The following is a 22,245-nucleotide window of genomic DNA, read 5'->3' as shown; positions in this document are numbered from 1 at the left end:
ACCCTCCAAATCACCGTTCGGACAGAGTGAATCATGCCAGTATTGACGAGGCGAGGCCTTTTTCAACAGCCTGCTAGTGCTGCGTCATCCGTCACTGTCCAATCTGAGGGTTATTCTCTGAAAGGCAATTTTGATCCAGAACATTCATCAGGAAGCCAAGTTAGCTGTAACATGCACTCTTTGACCAGATCCTATATTTTTGAGAACCCATGCAAGGTTGCAAACTCAATTGGCAACTCGCCGGAACGTGATGAAATTCTATTTGTTTTTAGATCCGGTGAAACTAGGAAATTCCAAACTAACAGCCCTCGATCGAAGGGAAAATGTCTGTCTGGCGGTTAGGTGTCGGCCTCCACCACTGCGACCTACTCGGATTTGAGATGTTCGGATACATCACCAAACTCGCCCTGCCATTCATGACCACTCACTTCAGATCAGCTAGTTGTCACGTAGTTCCCCTCTCTGGACAGACGTCCATTCAGTCCTTTTTTAGTACACTCTTATGTTCACAGTGCACTCCCTTAGCGGGTACCCACATTGTGTTTCCCCAACGCGGCTTCGTAATCTACCGGGGTCTCAGGAACATCCGAAACGTACCTCGAGGACCTTCTTGACCAGAGAAAATCGTTTTAATCGTTTCTGATTGTATCAAATAGCCCTAAATCAGTAGATTTCTCTCTAAATAGGTAAGCCACCCGATGTCCATTCTAGGTGAGGCATTTCCGGTCGACATATTTCTTAGCTATCGGTGGCACGATCAGCGTAAGACAGGAGAGTCCGCCTTTATAAGATGGGTTAGGCATATTAAACCAATATTGGTCGAGGAATTAGAGTTCGAGTTTAGTTGCGTCCCTAGTATTTTTTGGGATCATGATGACATAAGTCGTTCCCAAAATTTTAATTCTCATTTGGAAATTAACGCAAGGTCCTCAGCAATATTTGTACCTCTTGTATCTCACGAATATCCAAAATCGGATTATTGCAAAAGAGAACTAGAGTGGTGGCGAGATGAGCAAGCTCGGCGTGGATGGGCGGAATCCGATCGGATCTTACTAATCAACGTTTGCGCACCTCCATCTGAAGATCCGAATTGGAAATCTTTTAAGACTAGCCTATACTTACAGGATCTCCTCGGAATCGATTTCTACAAGCCAATACCAAATTTGCGCGTAATAAGACCTTTTGGCTGGCAGGACAGGGACCAGGATAAAATCAAAGATCCTGAATTCCAAAAAGCAATGGCAGATTTCATTGATGTTTTATGTAGGTCACTTCACACGATGTGCGCTATCGCAGAGCAGAAACAGAGAGAAGAGAAAGATATATATTCAACTAAGAACTCAAATTTGAAGATATATATATACGGTAAAGATGTTTCTGTCGAAGAACGAAAAGCAATAGCGGTAACACTCGCCAAAGCCGGTCTTGATCCCATCTCCGGGCGTCCCGTTGCGGTGGCTCCCAACCTCTTGGGGCGCCTTAAAGAAGGTGAACGCATCGCGGCAGAGATCGACCAATGTGACGGCGTTTTATTAATTGCTCCAGAAGAAAATGCTAATCTAGAATCTGAAGCCTACTACGTATATGGCTTGGTTAATACTGTTTTGGCAAAATCAGAAAGACCTAATCGCCGCATTCCGATTGTGGTGGGCGACCCCATAACAGATCCCCAACAGGTGACAACGCGCCAGGGTTTTCTATCTCCTGCGATGGGTCATGTGCAACTCGACGCCCCAAAGCTGGCAAATTTGATTGAAACCTACATTCGAGAGCAATGTCGATGAACGGACGGCTTCCCACCAGCCCATATCCTGGCCTTCGCTCGTATTCATCAAGCGAATCGAATATTTTCTTTGGACGCGAGGAGATGGTCCAGGATGTCGTTCGACTGTTGGCGGAGAACTCACTAGTCACCATCCATGGCGATTCGGGATCGGGCAAATCCTCGCTCGTTTGCGCCGGAGTTCTGCCGCTACTCAAACTGGACCAGTCGCGTGCCCAGGGGTGCTGGCGCACTTGCATAACCCAGCCCGGCAATTCTCCGCTTCACAATCTTGCTGCAGGCCTAGCCGAGGTAAAGGGAGATGCGTCTGACGAGAATGTTCGCGCATTCCGGCGGGCATTCCGCAAAAGAACTGGCATAATAGAGCACCTAATTGAACTACTTGACTGTAAAGAAGATAACTGCTTATGCATTATTATTGATCAATTCGAGGAGTTGTTCGAGTATTCGAGATTTAATGAAACGGCCGATGCAAATATAATAATTTCCATACTTAATGAATTGGCAACAAAGAAACCAAATGGTCTGTATGTCATCATAACGATGCGTACGGAATATCTAGGTAAATGCGCCCAATATGAGGGCTTTGCAGAGATCGTGAATAGAACCCAATATTTAGTGCCTTATATGAAGGCACAAGCCCTACTACGCGCAATATCGGTTCCTGCAGCACTGTATGGCGGGTCAATAGACGACAAATTAGCCAGACTTTTGGCTAATGAGGCAAGTAACGGACAAGATCGCCTGTCGCTGCTTCAGCATGGTCTCAGCCGGCTGTGGGCACTAAAATGTCAAACGGACGAAGCGCCAAATCTGACTGTCGAAGATTATGTGAGCGCAGGTTCTCTATCGACGTTGATCTCAAGTCATGCCAACGAAATATTGTACAAAGCGACTGGAGGCGATTCCGCGAAAACATTAATTGTTGAACGCATATTTCGTGCTCTGATCAGCCGCAATGCGGACGGGCTCGCAATTCGACGACCGCAGACTTATCGAGAAATACAAGAAAATGTTGACGCGGACGACGTGATTTTGCAGCCGCTTCTGGCCTGCTTTCGCGGGCCAGAGGCCTGCCTGCTACGTCCTTATGGCGATCAGCCGCTCGCGCCTGAAACGCTGGTGGATATCAGCCATGAGGCATTAATCCGTAATTGGAATAAGATTGTCGCAAGCCACATAGGCTGGTTCGACAGGGAAAATGAAGATGCCTTGATCTGGCATTCGCTGCGGGTGGCTACGGAAAATTACAAGATCGACAGCCGGATGCTGTTGTCAGTCGCAGTGTCGGCTGATCGCGCGTCCTGGATGTCCGAACATAGCCCAGGATGGGCACGACGATATGGGGGAGATTGGGATGCTGCGGCCCAATTGGTAGAGGCCAGCCGCTACGCCGAGGCCGCACTTTGGGCGGCGCGAGGCCGAAGCCCCAGCGACGTACATTTACCTGTCGGTGTTGGGGTGGATGGCGATATTTTGGAAGAGGAATTTGATCCGACCTGGCCAGACATTATGGTCGACTATACTCGAGAACGCATGATCTTGTGGCATCGCCGACAACTGATTGTGAGCGTCAAGGGCGGTACCTTAGCGGCTGCTTATGCATCCGTTAAGAAGTTGCGTGAACTGGGATTTGAGCAGCTCTTGGACACTCTCGATCGAGGTTCTGATTCAGCCCAACTCCACCGTGCTTTCTGGGCGGCCATAACCGGCGACGATCGCTCCGATAAAGCCTTTTATTCTTCCGACGTGTCCGTTAAGGAGTCGGTATTCGAGGGTGAAGAAGGCCCGCGATTGTTAAAGCGAACAACCTCGTTGGGAATGACTCCACTTGCATGGGCGTTTTTTGCTGGTCGCAACGACCTCGCCCAAAAAATGATTGAGAGATTCAAAGCCGACCCGAATGTTCTTGATACTCTCGGCGCGAGTATAATTCACTATTGTGCTTATTCAGGAAATATTGACGGCATAAAATATCTTGTTAAAAAATGTAACGTCGACCCCTTACACGTTTCTTTAGACGGTGGGCCGCCAATTATATGGGCTATACAGCAAAAACATCATAAAGTAATCTCTTATTTGTTATCGAAAGGCCAACGTATAGACTTTCTTGCGGAAGGAAGTTGGAACGCACTTACAGAATCTGTTCGTGCTGACGATATATTATACACAAAAAAGCTTATCAATAAATATAAATTTAATACTGATCACAAAACAAAAGACAATCAGAGCTTAATTCACGTGGCGTGCTTTGGCGAACAGGCAAATACATCGTTAGTAACGCAATATCTATGTACTTTACCAACGACAAATATTTTGGCTAGAACGCAAAACGGCAGTACGCCGCTGCATATAGCATCTATATCTAGAGGGAAAATATCTGCTATCCCAGTTTTGCTAGAGGCTGCGAAAGTGAAAGGCATTGCGCTTTCTGAAATTCTTAACGCAAGGGATGAATTCGGAGATACACCACTGCACAATGCCGCTACGGAAGGAAATATTCAGGCTCTCGAGGCGCTACTGGAAGCTGGTGCAGATGCTGACGCCGTCAACAATACAGGCGATCCGGCAGTGGTCAAGGTAAGCTATGTGTTGGCAACTATGGGAAATTCGGCTCGTCGCGCTTGCCTCCATGCCCTTATCCGTCACGGTGCCCGGCTTGACCTATACGATTCATGGAGCGTCCTGCATTACGCAGCCGATGATGGTGATCTCGAAACACTGATTACAATACACTCTTCCAATCATAACATCAATTGGAACGTCTTGGAAACTGGCTCCGGCTGGACTCCTCTAATGAGGGCTATAGGGAAGGGGCGTATCGACTGCATTGCATTTCTGCTTCGCGAAGAAGTCGGGGCGAATCCATTTCTGAAATCTTCAGTTAGCTCGCTAGATGCCTTTAGGCTTGCAATAATGCAGTTGCAAAGTGCTGGTGATGAAAAGAAAATTACTCGAGCAAGAAATGCGGTAAATTTGTTGCGTTCTTATGCGGAGCGACGCAAAGAAAGCGATGAAGCCAAAGAAGCTCTGCGTGTTATTAATAGTGAGGTGTTTTTTGCAAACCCTCACCGATTCGGACGCGCCCCGGACATATCTCCTTCGCTACCTGAGTTGGTCATGGCGGCGCGCGAGGGCAATATTCCATCGCTACAAGCCATTCTGGCGTCTCGGTCAACCTTCACACCCGATTTGGGCCAAGCGATCCGAGAAGCTGCGTTGAAGGGAAAGCTTGAGGCGCTGCACTTACTGCTACCATTGGCTGACGGTATCATCAGTCACGAAGACCTGTCGCGCTATGCTGAAGAGGCTTCCCAAGTTGGACAGCACGGAACGACCAAAGCTCTGATCGGCGCGGGCGCAAGTGAGCCGGACCATTGGAATTTCCAGAAAGTCAGCATTGGTGCGACATTTCTTCAATTTAGTCCCTTTGTTTTACGCGAAGCTGACCCAGTTAAGCAGAGACTTTGTCAAATCGACGAATTAATTGGCGAGCCCAGCGGCTGGATCATAAAACAAGCACCGCTCACTTTCCTGAGGGGCTGTAAGCTTCTGGCTATCGAGCATAAGGATTTACCGGGGGCGAATGAGCAGTTCGTTATCGTCGAACGGAACAACAATGTCACATTCCTAGATTGGACAAATGAGCCAATATATATGCTTTGCGAACGTATTTTTGATATTTCCAAAGGTGACGCGGTTCGCGATTACGTCAGATTCTTCTTTCATTTTGTGCGAGGAAAACTGGGAAGATTTCAGATCGTCGATAGCGTTGATGACATTTTATGGTCAGAGACCGCCAGAAAGCGACGGAAGCAGTCAGTAGAAAAAATGATTACTCCACTGACTGTCACGATGGAGGATATGCATGGAGTTACTCTATCTGCGTCGGTAGTTTTTGGAAATGCATTATTTAAAACAAATATTTATGTAACAAAGAGATCAATTAAATTTAAGATCAACGACAGTATGAACCGGAATCAGGTTAGAGGGGTAATAGATCTGATGGACGAAAAACTATTGGCACGTAATCTTGATGTTCGAGTTCCAACCTCCCCCACGGTGTTTGGGTGACTTGGCATTGCCCTAAGATCCATCTAACTCTGAGTTGATTGCCCGTGTCAAAACGCAACGGGGCAACTGTGTTATTGTCATAGCCGGATAGGCTGATTGTTTCGGATCATTGCATTGAGGAAGCCAGGAGTTGTGATGCCGTCCATAGTCGTTGTGTAGGTCCTGAGTGAGGTGGTCACCGGCAATGTTCGGTAGGGTCTGGTTGCTAACTCCAACTCCAGACCGAAGAGACCACCGATGACCAAGGACATGATGAACTTCCGCGACCTCGTGGAACAAGCCCCTGACGCCGACATTCTGCGCGAGATGATAGGCTTTGCCGCCGAACGGCTGATGGAGTTGGAGGTCGGCACCGTGACGGGCGCCGGCTATGGAGAGAAGGATCCGTCACGCCGCGTCCAGCGCAACGGCTACCGCGAGCGTGATTGGGAGACGAGGGCTGGCACGGTCGAGCTCCGTATCCCCAAGCTGCGCAAAGGCAGCTATTTCCCAGGCTTTCTCGAACCTCGCCGCATGGCTGAGAAGGCGCTGACGGCCGTCATCCAGGAAGCCTACATTCAGGGGATCTCTACACGCTCGGTCGATGATCTGGTCAAGGCCATGGGCATGTCCGGCATCTCCAAGAGCCAGGTGTCGAGATTGTGCGAAGAGATCGACGACAAGGTGAAGGCCTTCCTCGATCGACCGATTGAAGGCGACTGGCCTTACCTGTGGATCGACGCCACCTACCTCAAGGTTCGCCGAGGTGGGCGTATCGTCTCGGTGGCCGTCATCATCGCCATCGGCGTTAACACCGATGGCCGGCGCGAGGTTCTGGGGCTGGAGATCGGCACTTCCGAGGCAGAACCGATCTGGACCGAGTTCCTGCGCAAGCTGACCCGACGTGGATTGCGGGGCGTCAAGCTGGTCATCTCCGACGCCCACGAAGGCATCAAGGCGGCCGTCTCCAAGGTGCTCAGCGCCACCTGGCAAGTAACCCTCCGCCGAAGGCCGCAGAGGCGATTGTTCGCGCTTATTTCGGGGCTCTTCGCCTTGGTGTCCATCGTTTGGCGAGTTTTTCGAGGGACGCTTCAATGGCTGGGATGTCCACGGCGGCTGGGTCGTAGGTTTCGATGCCCCACCATTCGCGGATTTCCTGGTGGCGCTCGTGGTTAGGATCGGCAAGTGCTTGTCGCGCTTCCATGAATCCCCATGGACCGCCACTGTCCTCGGGCGGGCAGGCTCCTGAGGCTTCGATCAGGCAAGGATAGGAGACGCCATCGATCGCCGGCATGATCTTCTCGATCTTGATCGAGTGCTCCCAGCCATCGCCGAAGTCGTAGAGATATTTGAACGACTTGGCGCCGGTATCCTCAACGATGTCGATGAGCCTCGCCTTGCGGGCATCCATTGGACCGTCGCCCCAGCCGTCGTCGGGAAGGCCGAAGCCGACACCTTTGAAGACCAGTTCGTAGAGATGGCTGTTGGACCAGCCGATGGCGGCCTGCAGCGCCTCGTGCAGCCGATCGAGGCGAATGTTGAGCGGCACATCCAGCCGCCGCATGACTTGAGGCTCGACGTCGTCGAGCACAACCTTCAATCTTGCAACGGAAGTGGCCGTGCCTGTCGATCTCGGTGAGCGCGTCATGCTGCCAGGGGCTCCTCGGTGGAGGCTTTCCAATTCCACGGCAGAAGCTCGCCGATATGGCCCTGCGGCAGTTCGGCAATCCGGGCAAGGACATCGGCGAGCCAAGCTTGTGGATCGATGTCGTTCATCTTGGCGGTCACGATGAGACTGGTCATCATGGCAGCACGGGTCCCGCCTCGGTCGGAACCTGCGAACAGCCACGACTTCCTGCTAAGGGCGAGGCCACGCAACGCGCGTTCGGCGGCGTTATTGCTGAGGCAAACCCGGCCATCGGAGAGAAAGCGCGTGAAGGCAGGCCAGCGCTTGAGCACGTAGTCGATGGCTTTGGCAACTTCGCTGCCGCGCGAGAGCTTGGCGCGCTCCGCCGCCATGTAGTCATGGAGATCGTCGACAAGCGGTCGGCTCAGTTGCTGGCGAGCTGACAGTCGTTCCTCGGCTGGCTTGCCATTGATATCCCGCTCGATGGCAAATAGGGCATCGATCCGCCTGATGACTTCGAGAGCGATCGGCGAGACAACCGGCGCCACCCGGCCTTTGGACTGGACCTTCCGGCGCGCCGCCGCCTCGATGTCGGCCATCAGGAAGAACGGACGTCGTGCATGAACCCAGCAGGCCGCCTCCAGCAACGGGCCTGGTTTACGGTCTGGAGCATAGAGCCCGGCATACCCACCATAGGCATCCGCCTGGAATAGGCCGCTATAGCCTGCAAGATGCGCCTCCGGATGCTCCCCGGCACGATCCCGCGAGTAATAGAACACGGCTGCCGGCGGTTCGGGACCGCCGAAGGGGCGATCATCCCGCACGTAGGTCCACATCCGCCCGGTGATCGTCTTGCCCTTGGCCAGAACAGGCACCGTGGTGTCATCGCCATGCAGTCGCTCGGCAGTGAACACATGGGATTCCAACCGCTCGAACAAGGGCTTCAGAACGAAGGCCGCCGCTCCGACATGATCGGCCAACGTCGACAGGCTGAGAGCGACACCCTCGCGGGCGTAACGCTCGCTCTGCCGGTTGAGCGGCTGATGCTGACCGAACTTCTCGAACAGGATCATCGCCAGCAGGTTCGGCCCGACATGCCCGCGCGGGATGACATGAAACGGCGCCGGCGCCTGACTGATGGCTTCGCAGTCGCGGCAGGTGAACTTCTCGCGGACCGTCTCGACCACTTTCCACTGACGGGGGATGACCTCCAGCGTCTGGGTGATGTCTTCGCCCAGCTTGCGCAGCCGATTGCTACCACAACAGGAACAGTTCGTCGGACCGGGCACGATGACACGCTCGCGCGGCAAATGGGCAGGGAACGGCCGGTGCGAGGGCCGCTGGCGTGCAAAGGACGACACCGTCGTCGTGCGCCTGGCACTCGCTTCGGCTGCCAGTTCGTCTTCCGTCGCCGCAGCCTCAAGATCAGCCAGTTGCAGTTCCAACTGATCGAGAAGGCGGACAGTCCGCTCCGAATGGGGGCCGTACTTGTCGTGCTTAAGCTTCTCGATGGTCAGTTTGAGATGGGCGATCAGGGCCTGATCTTCGCTCCGCCGGGCTCGTTCGGCGGCGAGTTCCGCAGCCGCATGCTCGGCTTCAGCCCGTGCAATACGGAGCGCCGCCTTCAGCGCGTCGATGTCATCCCCGGGCGTGGCCAAGTCGTCTTCCATGGCCAGATTGAATCACAAAAACAGTGCGTTGACCAATAATTTTAGCCCCATCCGCTTACCCGGCCCGGCTGGGCCGCCACACCTTCTGCGGGTTCCGCCAGTCGATGCCTTCGAGAAGATAGCCGAGTTGGCCAACGCTGATCGTCACCACGCCATCGGCGACGGACGGCCACAGAAACCGCCCTTGTTCCAGACGCTTCATGAACAGGCAGGCCCCTTGGCCATCATGCCAGAGCACCTTCAGACGATCGCCCCGACGTCCACGGAACACGAATACGTGGCCGCTAAACGGATCGAGGCGCAGGATCTCCTGAACCTGGAGCGACAGCCCGGCAAACCCTTTGCGCATATCCGTATGGCCCGTCGCCAGCCACACCTTCACGCCGGCCGGCATCGGGATCACAACCGGCACCCCATCAGGCCGGCCACGACCTGTACCAGGAAGTCCGCGTTCGAACTGGACGTCAGCCTGATGACCAGCCTGTCCCCGACCGCAATCTCCACCCGTTCACCCAATCCGCTGCCGGAACCCATCTGACAATCGGCCGGCTCTTCGGACGGCACACCATCCGGAGCCGGAAGGGCCAAACTGTCTGAGGCAAGCGAAACAGCCACGAACTCTGCAGCGTCTCTTGCGCTCGCAAGCCGATCCCGCCAGCAGTAGATTTGCTGGGCTTGGATGCCGTGTTGCTTTGCTACCCCAAGCACGTTGCCCGTCGACATAGCCTACGCGACAACGGCCCGCTTCTCGTCCCACGTCCAGCGTCGGCGCCGGGTGAAAACCTCATCTCCAACCACAACAGCCTCTCCAGCATTAATGCCGGCACTACTGCCGGATCAAAACAGCCGGAGATTCTTCGCAACAATCCAAACTCACAAGGCGGCCTTCTCCGGAGGGGTACCCTGGCAACGCTGCCGAGTCCACTTCATGCGCAACGTGCTGGCCCATGCCGGCAGGAGCGGTCGCCGCGTCGTCTCTGCCTTCATCGCCACGGCCTTTGCTCAGGAGACCGCCGAGGCCGCCAGTACCCAATGGCGTGCCGTTGCCGACCAGATCCGTCCCAAAGTCCCGAAACTGGCCACGATCATGGATGACGCCGAAGAGGATGTGCTGGCCTACATGACCTTTCCGAAAGAACACCGGGCGAAGCTGCATAGCACCAACCCGATCGAGCGGCTAAACGGCGAGATCAAGCGACGCACCGAAGTGGTTGGCATCTTCCCAAATGACGAAGCGATCGTTCGTCTCGTCGGGGCCTTGCTGCTGGAACAAAACGACGAATGGGCCGTCCTACGCGCTAGATACATGACGCTGGAAACCATCGCGCAGATGGGCAATGATCCCTTCGTCAGCTTGCCGGCAGTGACAAACTGATCAAGCAGGCCCGAGCCGAACTTAACGGTGACCAGCAGCGCCAGCTACACCACGCCAAGGGACACGATCTCTGTCGGGCTCTTGTGGCACCGTGAGGGTGAGCGGCAGGCGCTGCCCCATCTGGGCCAGGACGCGGGCGACGACCTTGTCCGTCTTGGCAAGAACGCCGAGTGTGGGGGCAAACTCGCGTGCCTGACGTGGATTGACGTGGGCATAGGCGATTTTGCCTTCATCGAGGGCTTCAATGAGGATTCCGTCACATCCGCTGGTCGCTTCGAAGACGATGAGAGCAGTAGGCTTTAGGGTTCCGAGCCATTGGGCGACGGCGGGCTTGATGTTCTCGATCCTCGACGTCGTTCGCCCGGCATTGATGCAGACGTCGATGAAGGCGCGGGAGAGACTGCAGCCGCCGATGATCTGTGGCATGGTTGGGCTCCTGTCCATGTCGTGCGGGCTCGTGGTAAGCCCAAGCAACTGTTCAGGTTGAAGACCAAGCGGAGGAGCCCCTTGCTCCCAAATGGGGTGGTACCCATGGGGGGACTGGGCGATTTTACAACAAGCTCACAACATAGTGCCGGGAAAAGCATATAATATTGATTTTATGTACTTATTCATGCTGTGCCGTCCAATCGAGCATGGGGGCCACGGCAAAGACGGGGGCGGCGTAGTGGCTCATGGTGTCCTTATCGCATTGGTTTCCGCTCCCATAAGCCAAAAGTCTCAAAAAGACGAGGGAGAGACGAGTTCAAAAGGACGAGAGGGACGGCAAATCGTTTCCGCTGACGCCGCACTAGCTATAAAGGAGGCAATCCAAGGAGGTTCGCATGCCTGTCACCGACATCGTCATCTTCCACAACCCCGACTGCGGCACGTCGCGCAACGTCGTTCGTATGGTGGAGGCCGCCGGCTACGCGCCAACGGTCGTCGAGTACCTCAAGACAGGCTGGACCAAGCCGCAGCTTCTCGCCTTGTTCGCCGCCGCCGGGATCAGCCCGCGTGACGCGCTGCGGGTTAAGAAATCGCCGGCCGTCGAACTCGGGCTCACCGATCCCTCGGTCCCCGACGAAGACATCATCGAGGCGATGATCGCCCACCCTGTTCTCGTCGAGCGGCCGATCGTGGTTACAGCCAAGGGCACCGCCCTTTGCCGGCCGAGCGAGAAGGTGCTCGACCTTCTCGACCGCTTGCCGCCTGGCCCCTTCGCCAAGGAGGATGGCGAACTGGTGATCGATGCCGCGGGCAGGCGGATTGGGTAAAGCTGTGGCCGCTCCAAGCGCGTAGCACCCAGGGTTTCCAGCTTGGGACGGGCTTCTCGGCCTGTCCCACCTCCATCAGCTCTCGAAGGATGCCCTGCCCCCATGGGCAGCCGACCAGTCGGCCGGGGCGTGCAGGAACTTCTCCACCTCGGCCAGCATCGCCGCTGGGAAGCGGTTCGAGGCCTTGGCTTCGGCCAGAACGTCCCACCATGTGGCAAGCGCATGCAGCGTGATGCCATCGGCGGCCAGCACCTCGGTCGACGACGGGAAGATGCCGTAGTGGAAAACGACGAAAGCGTGGCTCACCTTGAGGCCGGCGTCGCGCATAGCCTTGGTGAAGATCAGCTTGGAACGACCGTCGGAGGCAAGATCCTCGACCAAGATGGCACGGGCGCCTTCCTTGACGTCGCCCTCGATCTGGGCATTGCGGCCAAAGCCCTTCGGCTTCTTGCGCACGTAGAGCATCGGCAATTCCAGCCGATCGGACAGCCAGGCCGCAAAGGGAATACCAGCCGTCTCGCCGCCGGCCACCGCGTCGAGCGATTCGGCTCCGATCTCCGAGAGGATGACTTCTTCGGCGAAAGCCATCAGCCGCTTGCGCAGACGCGGGAAGGAGATGAGCTTGCGGCAGTCAGTATACACCGGGCTCGCCCAGCCGGACGTGAAGATGTATGGCTTTTCCGGATTGAACTGGATGGCCTCGACCTCCAGAAGAAGGCGGGCGGTCTCTCGGGCGATGAACGACTTGTCCATAGGCGGGTCCCCTAGCTGATTTGCCCGGCCATAGCATAGCTTGTCCGTCCTGTCCTGCCTTTCACCACCTCATCAATACGAAACGGCGGCCCTTCCCCCAGGAAGAACCGCCGTCAGTTGCCCGATCTTTTGGGCGCGCGTTTTCCATTTCTTGCCGCGAGGCCCGTTCCGGGGCCAGCCGCGTCAATCAATGCAGCGAAATCCACTCGCGCGCTTCGCGCTGGGCCGCGGCGATATCGGACATCGACATCTCAAAGGCAAGTTCTCGGCGATAACGGGCGGCACTCTCAGATCCGCGGAAAGCGGCGATATTGAACCACTTGTGAGCTTCGATGAGGTTCTGCTTCACGTCGCGGCCAACGGCATACATCACGCCGAGTTCGTAGAGGACATCGCTGGTGGCACCGGCGCCGCCAGCCATTTGATCGGTCGAATTCAATTCAAGACGGGCCATAATGACATTCCCTGTTGTGTATTGTTCGAGGTCTTTTGCCTCGTGTCTTCGTTTTCAGAAGATGTCATCATGCTGCGCCAATTGATTAAAAAGCAGATTAAATTGCAGACTTAACAATCGCCAAACAAAAACTGAACGGAAGGTTATGTAAAGGAGAAATAAACCATCGATTCCGCCGTTTTCGCGGGAATCTACGTTGCCGGTTTCGACACACCGCCGGCAGCTCTAAACCATATGGAAACCACGATGGAGATTAGTGGCTCGATAGATTGAAGCAGAGCCCGGCCGCTTTGCCGCGAACCCACATCATCATGCCGTTCAGTGACATCTTCTGCTCGGCAATGTTGATCACCACCGTCTCGCCAACCACGAGCAGCCCATCGGTGTTGTTCACTCTGCAGTCGCCGAGGCTCATATCCTCAACGATACATTCACAAGTGTATTTATTATGTTGCACAGCAGAGATTATGTAATACATGTCACGTTTGTGCCGACACCCGTCGCCAACCTTGATGTTGGGATTGCGGAGATGCTTCAAGGGTAATTTTATATCCGCGAAGGCTTGCAACATCGCCGCGCCTGACCTCCATTACGAGTGTCAGATATGACAAGTACGCCGTCCTGCCGGAGTATTTTCTCATAATGACACTTAAAATACATAAATTTGGAAATAATATCCTACAGGTGATTGAATATCGGATGGAATAATACTTTCAAAGAAAAAAGCCCCGGCGTCCAAACGACACCGGGGCGATATAAGATTTAATCGTAAGATTAATACGAAAGGATTAGGTATTGCCGGCGAGCGCTTCCCTCAGCGGGCTCGCTGATTGAACAGCACCTTCTGCGCCTCCTTGTCGTCCGCCAGATTGCTCGGCGGCGTCGGTGCCGTGATGGCCAGCGCCTTCACCACGGCCGGCCGGTTCGACACCCGGTCGATCCAGGCCATCACGTTCGGGAATTCAGCTGCCTCGATCGCCTGCCGCTCCCAGCCGCGCGCCCAGCCGACGCAGGCCATGTCGACAATGGAATAGTCACCGCAGATATAGTCTTTGCCGGCAAGCTGCTTTTCGAGGACGCCATACAGGCGATGCGTCTCGTCCTGGTAGCGCTTGATGGCGTAGGGAATCTTTTCCGGCGCATAGATTGCGAAATGGTGATTCTGGCCGAGCATGGGGCCAAAGCCGCCCATCTGCCACATCAGCCACTGCTCCGCTTCGACGCGGCCGCGCTCGTCCTGGGGATAAAACTTGCCGAACTTGCGGCCGAGATACAGCAGGATGGCGCCCGACTCGAACACCGAGATTGGCTCGTCGTCGGGACCTTCGGGATCGACGATAGCCGGCATTTTGTTGTTGGGCGAAATCGTTAGGAAGTCTGGCTGAAACTGGTCGCCTTTGCCGATATTGATAAAATGCAGGTTGTAGGGAACGCCCAGTTCCTCAAGCATGATGGTGATCTTGTGGCCATTGGGCGTCGGCCAATAGTAGAGGTCGATCGGTTTGGTCTGGGTCGCAGTCATCGGCTTCTCCTCGCCTGTTTCCGAGATCGGCTTGAGATGCCAGCATATTGTTCCGCCACAGCGACGAAAAGGGGCTGGTGATGAACTCGCCGTGTTTGCGATGACTCCCGACCTCAGGCGGAAGGGATTCCCTTCTCGCACTCCACGACGACCCCAATCTCCGGACCTTTGCGACGGATGATACGGATATCATAACGTCGATGATCCGCCTCGTCCTCCAGTTCCAACTCAAGCGGTAGCGGCCGCTCCTCGATAAGATAGAGCTTCGCCCCACCTGCCGAACGATCGCGGATTACGCAGTCGGCGAGGCGCCGGCCATCCCGGCCGCGCAAGATGCCGGCCCTGAGCCGCGTCCTATGGCGATCTTCCCGGCGGCGATTGTCGGTATCCGGCGCGTTGGGATCGGGCATGGCAGAACCTTGTCGGACAAAATCCGGCAAAGCCTGCATCGGCTCGCTTGTCCCGGCCTTACGTTTACCTTTTAGAACGGGCTATCGCTTGGCAGCGCCGGTGCTTCTTTGAGCAGTACAAGCTCGATCCGGCGGTTACCCGACAGGAAAGGATCATCGGGAAACATCGGATCCTTGTCGGCAACGCCGATCACCTGCGCGAGGCTGCCCGGGCCGAGGCCAAAGCTGCCGAGGATTTCCGCCGTCGAGAGCGCGCGCTTGGCCGAAAGAGCCCAAGCCGCGCCTCCGGGAACGGCCATGTCACCGGTCGATTCGGTGTGCCCGATGATCTGCAACCGTCCGGGCATCTGCTGGATGACCGGAGCAATGCGGGACAACAAGATCTTCATCCGATCGGTCGGATCGCTCGATTGCGAAGCAAACATCGGCCGGCCATCCTGATCGATGATCGAGATATGCAGGCCGTCGTTGGCGACATTGAGGATAATCTGCTTGGAGAGTTCGGCGTAATCGGGCAGATCCTGCAGCGCCTGCCGCAGCGATTCGGATGCGGTGAGATAGTCGCGCGGCTTGCTCTCGGCGGCCTTCTCGAACCGGTTGGTGTTTACCTCCGGCCCCTGCTTCTCGTATTGGTCTTTGAAGTCGCTGGCGAACTCTACCGCGTCGGACAGCGACATCGGCTGGACGTTGCGCAGGTACTTCCGCTCCGGCAATCCGCTCTGCTCGATCATGCCGGCAGGTCGCTGTACCGACTGATAACCGAAGGCATCCCGCATCGAGCCGGCAGCTTCCTTCAGCTTAGCTTCGTCCTGGTTCGAGAACGAAACGATCATCACGAAGAGCGCCATCAAGAGGCTCATCAGGTCGGCGAAAGTGATGACCCATGGCGCACCGCCATGTCCGCCGCCACCGCCACCCTTCTTCTTGGCACTCATCCCGCCGCCCTTCCGTATCTACGGTCAATCCGGCCGTCAGGCCGCTTCCTTCTCGGCCTCAGCCTTGGCGCGATGCTTGAGCGGCAGGTAGGATAGAAGCTCCTCGTGCACTTGCTTGGGGCTCTTGTTCTCACGGATCATCAAGACCGCGTCGATGATCATCGACTGGATTTCGGCCTCATGGTTGGCCCGGTTGGCGAGCTTGTCGGAAATGGGCGCCGCCATCACGTTGGCGATCACAGCGCCATAAAGCGTGGTCAGTAGCGCGATGGACATGGCAGGGCCGATCTGCTTAGGATCGGACATGTGGGCGAACAGCGAGACAAGGCCGATGATGGTACCCACCATGCCCATGCCCGGCGCCGCCTCGGCGATCTTGGCCCAAGCGGTGTGCCCCATGTGCAGGCGCTCGTGCTGCAGATCGCGCTCACGCTCCAGCACGTGCTGAATGGTCTCGCCCGAATAGCCGTCAGCGATCATCTGAATCGCCTTCTTGAGGAAGGGTTCGTCAATCTCGAGCTTTTCCAGGCCGAGCGGCCCCTGCTTGCGAGCAACCTCGGCGATCTCCGTCAACTGGTCGAGCAAATGGAAGGTATCATGCGTCTTGTACATGACCGCTTCCTTGAAGCCGCCAAACACGGCAATCGGAAACGTCTTCAGAGTGTAGCGCCCGAGGAGCGCGACCAGCGCGCCGACGATCACGACATTGGTCGCCAGAAGGTTCATGAACATCATGATGTTCGAGCCTTCGAGGGCGATGGCCAAATAGAGCACACCAAAACCGCCGAAAACGCCGAGAAGGGTTGCAATGTCCATCGGTCGCTCAACCCGGGGGGAATGAGACACGTAGAGCGGCTTGCGCCGCGGAACCCCGGCATTTCGACATTACGGATCATGGGGATAAGGCAGGCTTAACAAACAGGGTTAATCAAACCCTCCCTAGGTAACAAAAAAGGCGGCCCGAGGGCCGCCTTGGAGCAAATTGCGCAACTGGGACGGCAGCTTATGCCGCCTCACTTCGCCTTTATTCGATGCCCAGCTTCCGTTTGACAAGATCGTTGACCGCCTGCGGGTTGGCCTTGCCGCCGGTCGCCTTCATCACCTGACCGACGAACCAGCCACTCAGCGTCGGCTTCGCCTTGGCTTGCTCAGCCTTCTCCGGATTGGCAGCGATGACCTCGTCCACGGCCTTCTCGATGGCGCCGGTGTCGGTGACCTGCTTGAGGCCGCGCTCCTCGACCAGCTTCTTCGGATCGCCGCCCTCGGTGTAGACGATTTCAAACAGATCCTTGGCGATCTTGCCTGAGATCGTTGCATCACCAATCAGGTCGACAATGGCGCCCAGCTGGGCGGGAGACACAGGCGACACCTCGATGCCCTTGCCGTCCTTGTTGAGACGGCCGAACAGCTCGTTGATCATGAAATTGGCAACGGCTTTGCCGTCGCGGCTCTTAGCAACCTGCTCGTAATAGTCGGCCGATGCACGTTCGAGCGTCAGGACCATGGCGTCATAAGGGGTGATGCCATACTCGGTCACGAAGCGGGCCTTCTTTTCGTCCGGCAACTCGGGAAGGAGGGCCTTCAGGCTCTCCACCCAGACCGGATCCAACTCGAGCGGCAGAAGGTCGGGATCGGGGAAGTAGCGATAGTCGTGTGCCTCCTCCTTGGAGCGCATCGACCGCGTCTCGCCCTTGCTGGGATCGTAGAGACGGGTCTCCTGGTCGATCTTGCCGCCGTCCTCAAGGATGCCGATTTGCCGGCGCGCCTCGTACTCCACCGCCTGGGCGGCAAAGCGCATCGAGTTGACGTTCTTGATCTCGCAACGGGTGCCAAGCGGCTCGCCGGGTTTGCGCACCGAAACATTGATGTCGGCCCGCATGGAGCCTTCCTCCATGTTGCCATCGCAAGTGCCGAGATAGCGCAGAATGGTGCGGAGCTTGGCGAGATAGACTTTGACCTCCTCCGACGAGCGGAGATCTGGCCTGGAGACGATCTCCATCAACGCCACGCCCGAACGGTTGAGGTCGACGAAGGACATCGTCGGATGCTGGTCGTGGATCGACTTGCCGGCATCCTGCTCAAGGTGCAGCCGTTCGATGCCGATCTCGACGACGCCCTCAGGCATATCGAGCAGCACCTGTCCCTCACCGACGATCGGCTGCTTGTACTGGCTGATCTGATAGCCCTGCGGCAGATCGGGGTAGAAGTAGTTCTTACGGTCGAACACCGAATAGAGGTTGATCTCCGCCTTGAGGCCAAGGCCGGTGCGAATAGCCTGCGCCACGCATTCCTCGTTGATCACCGGCAGCATGCCCGGCATTGCCGCATCGACAAGCGAGACGTGCATGTTCGGCTCGGCGCCGAACACCGCCGAGGCCCCGGAAAACAGCTTAGCATTGGAGGTGACCTGAGCATGCACCTCAAGGCCGATGACGACCTCCCAGTCGCCGGTGGCGCCCTTGATGAGCTTCTTGGGGTCGGGGGTGCGGACTGCCATGTTCATGGTGGGTCTCTCGGATAGATCAGACGACATCTGTCTGGCGGGATAGCCCGTTTTGCTTCGCAGGTAAACGGGAAAGGCGCGTCATTCCAGCATCCCACCGGTCGGAGATCGACCCGAAAACGACAATGGGCGCCGCGATGACGCGGCGCCCGGTGTCCGTTCTGCTGCGAACAGGATCAATCAAGCGATAGGCGGTAGACCAGCACCATGGTGTCGACATCGGCGTCGGCTTTGTAGTCGGCTCCGACTTGATGCCCCCGCGTGGTCAGGAAGTCGTTGTCGTTGGCGATCAGCACCAGCACGTCCTTGGGATGCTCCGGATCGAACGCCGGCACGATACCCATCGATTCCCACTTTTCCGAAAGGTCGCTGGCGTCATGCGGCGCACCGTTATGGAGGCCCGCCTTGGCCAACTCCGCATTGTCATTCATGTCGATGACGGTCGTGAGCTTCGCAGCGATGACCGACGGATCGAGCTGTCCCTTTGGTGCCACAGGCTTCAGTCCATCGAAATCGGTGCCGGCGATGTTGGTGGCGCCGGTGAAATCGAGAAGATCGACGCGACGGTAGAGCGATGACTCCCCCTTGACGCCCCAACCATTGTTGCTGTCTCGTGAAAGCAGCAGCAACCGGCCATCCGGCAGGATCGACAGCTCAGACTGAGCGGCCACCAGCGTTTTGCCCTCGGCGTCCTTAAATGTCGGCAGGGGCACGACATATTCGGCCTTGAGCTTCAAGGCATCCGGATTGGTCGCATCGTAGACCAGCGCGCGCGTATTGAAGCGGGTCGTCTTCTTTTCGCCGCCATCCTGGCGGGTAGCACTTTGCAGCACCACCGTCAGCTCCTGCGTGGCCGGGTTGAGAGCCATGCCTTCGAAGCCCTGGTTGTTCTGGCGGCCAGTCTCCGGATCCTCCGGGTCGGGCTTGGGCGCGTTGGCACCGGGATTGTTGGACGAGAAGTTGAGCGAGCCCTTGCGCATCGGCAGGAACGCCTGCGGCGGCAGCGTTGCCGAGACCAGTTTGCCTTCACCGGTGAAGTGATAGATAGCCGGGCCGTATTCGTCGGAGATCATCAGCGAACCATCCGGCAAGCGAACAATCGCCTCTGGATCGAGGCTGACCGCGCCGGTGGAAGCGCCAGGAAGGTCGGGGCCATTGTCTTTATTGATGGCAACCGGATCGAGGCCGGTCATCGCTTTGCCGGCCTTGTCGGTGAGCAGGAATGTCTTGTCGAGCGTCAGCTCGGCGGTCGCGGCCTTGCCAATCTCCGGCGCGGCGAAGGACATCGAAAGCACGTTGACGCGCGTGCTGTAGTCCGTCGTACCCTCGACGTTATAACCGCGGTCGGGCAGCAGCAGGAACGACCCCTGGTAGCCCTTGTCCGTCTTCTTCCAATCCAGCACCGACATGCCCGAGCCGGAGCCGAAGGTGTCGCCGAAGCTATCGCGAAGATCAGCCGGCAGACGACCGGCGGCGACAAGCCCTTTGTTGACCGGCAGGTCGGACGCGGCCGAGGCCATGACACCAGTAAGAAGCGTCGCTGCGAAGACAGAAAGGCATGTAAGACTTTTCATGACAACCTCTTTGGTGAAACCATCAAGGTTGTTGGATATGTCGGTTGTTTGACGCTGGTGTGAAGGTCGTGCCCGCTGAGCCGGCACGACCATTTATAATCCTACCACCACTGCGTCGGGCTGAACGTGCCGGCAGCCTTTTCGATCGCCGAACCGAGCGTGAATAGCGTCTCTTCGTCGAACGGCCGGCCGATCAACTGCAGACCGAGCGGCAGCCCTTCGGCGGAGAGGCCGGCGGGCACGGCAAGACCCGGCAAACCAGCCATGTTGACCGTCACCGTGAACACGTCGTTGAGATACATTTCCACAGGATCCGCATCGGCTTTTTCGCCGATGCCGAAGGCCGCCGAGGGCGTCGCCGGCGTCAAGATGGCGTCCACCCCCTGAGCATAGACCGTCTCGAAGTCGCGCTTGATCAGCGTACGCACCTTCTGGGCGCGCAGATAGTAGGCGTCGTAATAGCCGGCTGACAGCACATAGGTGCCGATCAGGATACGGCGCTTTACCTCGGCACCGAAGCCGGCCGCCCGAGTGTTCTCGTACATGTCGAGGATATCGGAGCCCGGCACCCGCAGGCCATAGCGCACGCCATCGTAACGGGCGAGGTTCGAGGACGCCTCGGCCGGCGCCACGATGTAATAGGCCGGCAGGGCATATTTGGTGTGCGGCAGCGAGATATCGACGATCTCGGCCCCAGCCTCGCGCAGGATGTCGATGCCTTTCTGCCAGAGCGCATCGATCTCGGCCGGCACGCCATCGAGCCGATATTCCCTGGGGATGCCGATCCTGAGCCCCTTCACCGACTTGCCTATGGCAGCCTCGTAATCGGGAACGGGAATATCGACCGAGGTGGTGTCCTTGAAATCGACCGAAGCCATCGATTTCAACAGGATCGCCGCGTCGCGAACATCACGCGCGATCGGTCCGGCCTGGTCGAGCGAAGAGGCAAAGGCGACAAGACCCCAGCGCGAGCAGCGACCGTAGGTCGGCTTGATTCCGGCGGTGCCGGTGAAAGCGGCCGGCTGGCGAATCGAACCTCCGGTGTCGGTCGCCGTCGCCCCAAGGCAGAGGCGCGCGGCAACAGCGGCGGCCGAGCCACCCGACGAGCCACCCGGTACCAGATTGACGTCAGAGCCGTTACGCCGCCACGGGTTAACCACCGAACCGTAATAGCTGGTCTCGTTGGACGAGCCCATGGCAAACTCATCCATGTTGAGCTTACCGAGCATGACTGCTCCATCGGCCCAAAGATTGGCCGACACCGTGCTTTCGTAAGGCGGCTCAAAGCCGTCGAGAATATGGCTGCAGGCCTGGGTGTGCACGCCCTTCGTGGCGTAGAGATCCTTGATGCCGAGCGGCAGCCCTTCAAGCGCGCCGGCCTTGCCGGCGGCAATACGCGCATCGGATGCCCTGGCCATGTCACGGGCCTTTTCCGGCGTCTCGGTGACATAGGCGTTGAGTACACGCGCCTTTTCCATGGCGGCGAGATAAGCGTCGGTCAGTTCGACGGCGGTGAAAGTCTTGGCCTTCAGCGCGTCGCGCGCCTCGGCAAGGGTGAGTGCGGTGAGATCGGTCACGGCGGAAATCCCGAAAAGTCTTGAGAAGCTGGTGTCTGGCGGGAGTTACTCGACCACCTTGGGCACCAGGAAGAAATGGTCCTCGGAAACGGGCGCATTGCTCGTCACCGCCACGGCATCCTCGCCATCGGTGACCACGTCCTGCCGGCGACGCATCTTCACCGACACGACCGAGGTCATCGGGTCGATACCGGCCACGTCGACCTCGTTCAGTTGCTCGACGAATCCGAGGATGGAATTGAGCTCATTGGTCATGCGCTCCGCCTCGTCATCGGTGACCTTGATCCTGGCGAGACGCGCAACGCGGCGCACGGTAGCCGTATCCACGGACATGTAGATTCCCTCGAACAGACTGGAATGTCCCGCGTATAGCACCGGTCGCGGCCAGGAGCCACCCGCTTCCTCATGCTCCGACGTCATGGCGAACAATTTGGCGGCAGACGAACCGGTGAGTCGCACCGCTTAGTCCCTGCAACCTCAAAGGGAGACGGTCGGATAGCACCGAGGCGTTGAACCGAGCCGGAGGGCTAGCAAGCCGGTGCGGTCGCGGCGGCCCTTTTCTTGTCGTTTAACACATTGATCTATCGCAATATTTTAATTCTACGACATAGAGACTGCGTTTTTGCGGGAAATCATCCTGGTGAAGTTCTGCTTAATGAACCGAATTTGGCGGGAATCCGTTGTTTTTTCATTGATGAATTCGACAAAAACAGTTTATGAGTTCCGCACTTTTCGGGGGTGGCTTGGCCACCT

The 22,245-nt window shown here is 56.9% G+C and carries 18 protein-coding genes and 2 pseudogenes; 5 read left to right on the top strand and 15 right to left on the bottom strand.

Features of this window, described 5'->3' with window-relative positions; genetic code table 11:
* Window positions 1–698: 698 nt before the first annotated feature.
* From AB6N07_RS15635 to AB6N07_RS15625, 3 genes and pseudogenes are all read left to right on the top strand, one after another.
* Entirely contained in the window at window positions 699–1,784 is a 1,086-nt protein-coding gene (locus tag AB6N07_RS15635; protein WP_370674003.1) for a toll/interleukin-1 receptor domain-containing protein, read from the top strand.
* Window positions 1,781–5,857 (top strand): ankyrin repeat domain-containing protein, encoded by a 4,077-nt coding sequence (locus AB6N07_RS15630; RefSeq protein ID WP_370674002.1) that lies wholly within the window; start codon window positions 1,781–1,783, stop codon window positions 5,855–5,857. The genes AB6N07_RS15635 and AB6N07_RS15630 overlap by 4 nt, the downstream gene beginning before the upstream one ends.
* 237 nt (window positions 5,858–6,094) lie before the next feature.
* Window positions 6,095–6,829: pseudogene (locus AB6N07_RS15625) on the top strand (IS256 family transposase); the annotation flags it as partial.
* 40 nt (window positions 6,830–6,869) lie between these two features.
* On the opposite strand, the gene AB6N07_RS15620 reads toward AB6N07_RS15625, so the two are convergent.
* From AB6N07_RS15620 to tnpB, 3 genes are read right to left on the bottom strand one after another with little or no spacing between them, the layout of a single operon-like run.
* Complete coding sequence (locus AB6N07_RS15620) at window positions 6,870–7,484, bottom strand: plasmid pRiA4b ORF-3 family protein (protein WP_370674001.1); 615 nt, start codon at window positions 7,482–7,484, stop codon at window positions 6,870–6,872.
* On the bottom strand, window positions 7,481–9,133 hold the full coding sequence (locus tag AB6N07_RS15615) for an IS66 family transposase (RefSeq protein ID WP_370674000.1): 1,653 nt from the start codon (window positions 9,131–9,133) through the stop codon (window positions 7,481–7,483). Before AB6N07_RS15615 ends, AB6N07_RS15620 begins: the two co-directional genes overlap by 4 nt.
* Window positions 9,134–9,188: 55 nt before the next feature.
* Entirely contained in the window at window positions 9,189–9,527 is a 339-nt protein-coding gene (tnpB, locus tag AB6N07_RS15610) for an IS66 family insertion sequence element accessory protein TnpB (RefSeq protein ID WP_370678168.1), read from the bottom strand.
* A 510-nt stretch (window positions 9,528–10,037) separates the two neighbouring features.
* On the opposite strand from tnpB, the pseudogene AB6N07_RS15605 reads away from it, so the two are divergent.
* Window positions 10,038–10,508: pseudogene (locus AB6N07_RS15605) on the top strand (transposase); the annotation flags it as partial.
* 21 nt (window positions 10,509–10,529) lie between these two features.
* On the opposite strand, the gene AB6N07_RS15600 reads toward AB6N07_RS15605, so the two are convergent.
* Window positions 10,530–10,934, bottom strand: a complete 405-nt coding sequence (locus tag AB6N07_RS15600; protein ID WP_370673999.1) for a transposase — start codon at window positions 10,932–10,934, stop codon at window positions 10,530–10,532.
* 398 nt (window positions 10,935–11,332) lie between these two features.
* On the opposite strand from AB6N07_RS15600, the gene arsC reads away from it, so the two are divergent.
* A complete protein-coding gene (gene arsC / locus AB6N07_RS15595; protein ID WP_370673998.1) occupies window positions 11,333–11,764 on the top strand; it encodes an arsenate reductase (glutaredoxin) in 432 nt (143 codons plus the stop codon).
* Window positions 11,765–11,839: 75 nt separating this feature from the next.
* Here arsC and AB6N07_RS15590 read toward each other — a convergent pair whose 3' ends face one another.
* The 11 genes from AB6N07_RS15590 to gatC all read right to left on the bottom strand — a co-directional run bounded on the left by AB6N07_RS15590 (window position 11,840) and on the right by gatC (window position 21,825).
* Window positions 11,840–12,517: an orotate phosphoribosyltransferase gene (locus AB6N07_RS15590; protein WP_370673997.1), complete on the bottom strand. Its 678-nt coding sequence runs from the start codon at window positions 12,515–12,517 to the stop codon at window positions 11,840–11,842.
* 187 nt (window positions 12,518–12,704) lie between these two features.
* Window positions 12,705–12,971 carry an SEL1-like repeat protein gene (locus AB6N07_RS15585; protein WP_370673996.1) on the bottom strand — a complete coding sequence of 89 codons (267 nt, stop codon included), beginning with the start codon at window positions 12,969–12,971 and terminating at the stop codon, window positions 12,705–12,707.
* 253 nt (window positions 12,972–13,224) lie between these two features.
* Window positions 13,225–13,365, bottom strand: coding sequence for a hypothetical protein (locus AB6N07_RS15580; RefSeq protein WP_370673995.1), 141 nt, complete (start codon window positions 13,363–13,365; stop codon window positions 13,225–13,227).
* A 420-nt stretch (window positions 13,366–13,785) separates the two neighbouring features.
* A complete protein-coding gene (locus AB6N07_RS15575; RefSeq protein WP_370673994.1) occupies window positions 13,786–14,493 on the bottom strand; it encodes a glutathione S-transferase N-terminal domain-containing protein in 708 nt (235 codons plus the stop codon).
* Window positions 14,494–14,606: 113 nt separating this feature from the next.
* The gene (locus tag AB6N07_RS15570; protein ID WP_370673993.1) at window positions 14,607–14,903 is read right to left on the bottom strand and encodes a hypothetical protein; all 297 of its coding nucleotides are present in this window, start codon (window positions 14,901–14,903) and stop codon (window positions 14,607–14,609) included.
* A 71-nt stretch (window positions 14,904–14,974) separates the two neighbouring features.
* Window positions 14,975–15,838: a flagellar motor protein MotB gene (locus tag AB6N07_RS15565; RefSeq protein ID WP_370673992.1), complete on the bottom strand. Its 864-nt coding sequence runs from the start codon at window positions 15,836–15,838 to the stop codon at window positions 14,975–14,977.
* A gap of 36 nt (window positions 15,839–15,874) precedes the next feature.
* The gene (locus tag AB6N07_RS15560) at window positions 15,875–16,654 is read right to left on the bottom strand and encodes a motility protein A (RefSeq protein ID WP_370673991.1); all 780 of its coding nucleotides are present in this window, start codon (window positions 16,652–16,654) and stop codon (window positions 15,875–15,877) included.
* Between the two features lie 208 nt (window positions 16,655–16,862).
* On the bottom strand, window positions 16,863–18,341 hold the full coding sequence (gene gatB / locus AB6N07_RS15555; protein ID WP_370673990.1) for an Asp-tRNA(Asn)/Glu-tRNA(Gln) amidotransferase subunit GatB: 1,479 nt from the start codon (window positions 18,339–18,341) through the stop codon (window positions 16,863–16,865).
* A 176-nt stretch (window positions 18,342–18,517) separates the two neighbouring features.
* A complete protein-coding gene (locus AB6N07_RS15550) occupies window positions 18,518–19,915 on the bottom strand; it encodes an esterase-like activity of phytase family protein (protein ID WP_370673989.1) in 1,398 nt (465 codons plus the stop codon).
* 101 nt (window positions 19,916–20,016) lie between these two features.
* Window positions 20,017–21,492, bottom strand: a complete 1,476-nt coding sequence (gatA, locus tag AB6N07_RS15545) for an Asp-tRNA(Asn)/Glu-tRNA(Gln) amidotransferase subunit GatA (protein ID WP_370673988.1) — start codon at window positions 21,490–21,492, stop codon at window positions 20,017–20,019.
* A gap of 45 nt (window positions 21,493–21,537) precedes the next feature.
* Window positions 21,538–21,825, bottom strand: a complete 288-nt coding sequence (gatC, locus tag AB6N07_RS15540) for an Asp-tRNA(Asn)/Glu-tRNA(Gln) amidotransferase subunit GatC (protein WP_370673987.1) — start codon at window positions 21,823–21,825, stop codon at window positions 21,538–21,540.
* Between the last annotated feature and the right edge of the window lie 420 nt (window positions 21,826–22,245).

The sequence above is a fragment of the Pleomorphomonas sp. PLEO genome (assembly GCF_041320595.1).
In the GTDB taxonomy this organism is placed as follows: domain Bacteria; phylum Pseudomonadota; class Alphaproteobacteria; order Rhizobiales; family Pleomorphomonadaceae; genus Pleomorphomonas.
This window is presented reverse-complemented; position numbering and strand designations above follow the sequence as displayed.

What these genes read in the sequence shown, in the direction of transcription:
- AB6N07_RS15550 (WP_370673989.1), bottom strand. Translation starts at nt 19,915, where the DNA reads ATGAAAAGTCTTACATGCCTTTCTGTCTTCGCAGCGACGCTTCTTACT.
- AB6N07_RS15590 (WP_370673997.1), bottom strand. Translation starts at nt 12,517, where the DNA reads ATGGACAAGTCGTTCATCGCCCGAGAGACCGCCCGCCTTCTTCTGGAG.
- AB6N07_RS15575 (WP_370673994.1), bottom strand. Translation starts at nt 14,493, where the DNA reads ATGACTGCGACCCAGACCAAACCGATCGACCTCTACTATTGGCCGACG.
- arsC (WP_370673998.1), top strand. Translation starts at nt 11,333, where the DNA reads ATGCCTGTCACCGACATCGTCATCTTCCACAACCCCGACTGCGGCACG.
- AB6N07_RS15630 (WP_370674002.1), top strand. Translation starts at nt 1,781, where the DNA reads ATGAACGGACGGCTTCCCACCAGCCCATATCCTGGCCTTCGCTCGTAT.
- AB6N07_RS15585 (WP_370673996.1), bottom strand. Translation starts at nt 12,971, where the DNA reads ATGGCCCGTCTTGAATTGAATTCGACCGATCAAATGGCTGGCGGCGCC.
- AB6N07_RS15600 (WP_370673999.1), bottom strand. Translation starts at nt 10,934, where the DNA reads ATGCCACAGATCATCGGCGGCTGCAGTCTCTCCCGCGCCTTCATCGAC.
- AB6N07_RS15615 (WP_370674000.1), bottom strand. Translation starts at nt 9,133, where the DNA reads ATGGAAGACGACTTGGCCACGCCCGGGGATGACATCGACGCGCTGAAG.
- gatB (WP_370673990.1), bottom strand. Translation starts at nt 18,341, where the DNA reads ATGAACATGGCAGTCCGCACCCCCGACCCCAAGAAGCTCATCAAGGGC.
- AB6N07_RS15620 (WP_370674001.1), bottom strand. Translation starts at nt 7,484, where the DNA reads ATGACGCGCTCACCGAGATCGACAGGCACGGCCACTTCCGTTGCAAGA.
- AB6N07_RS15635 (WP_370674003.1), top strand. Translation starts at nt 699, where the DNA reads ATGTCCATTCTAGGTGAGGCATTTCCGGTCGACATATTTCTTAGCTAT.
- AB6N07_RS15560 (WP_370673991.1), bottom strand. Translation starts at nt 16,654, where the DNA reads ATGGACATTGCAACCCTTCTCGGCGTTTTCGGCGGTTTTGGTGTGCTC.
- tnpB (WP_370678168.1), bottom strand. Translation starts at nt 9,527, where the DNA reads ATGCCGGCCGGCGTGAAGGTGTGGCTGGCGACGGGCCATACGGATATG.
- AB6N07_RS15570 (WP_370673993.1), bottom strand. Translation starts at nt 14,903, where the DNA reads ATGCCCGATCCCAACGCGCCGGATACCGACAATCGCCGCCGGGAAGAT.
- gatC (WP_370673987.1), bottom strand. Translation starts at nt 21,825, where the DNA reads ATGTCCGTGGATACGGCTACCGTGCGCCGCGTTGCGCGTCTCGCCAGG.
- AB6N07_RS15565 (WP_370673992.1), bottom strand. Translation starts at nt 15,838, where the DNA reads ATGAGTGCCAAGAAGAAGGGTGGCGGTGGCGGCGGACATGGCGGTGCG.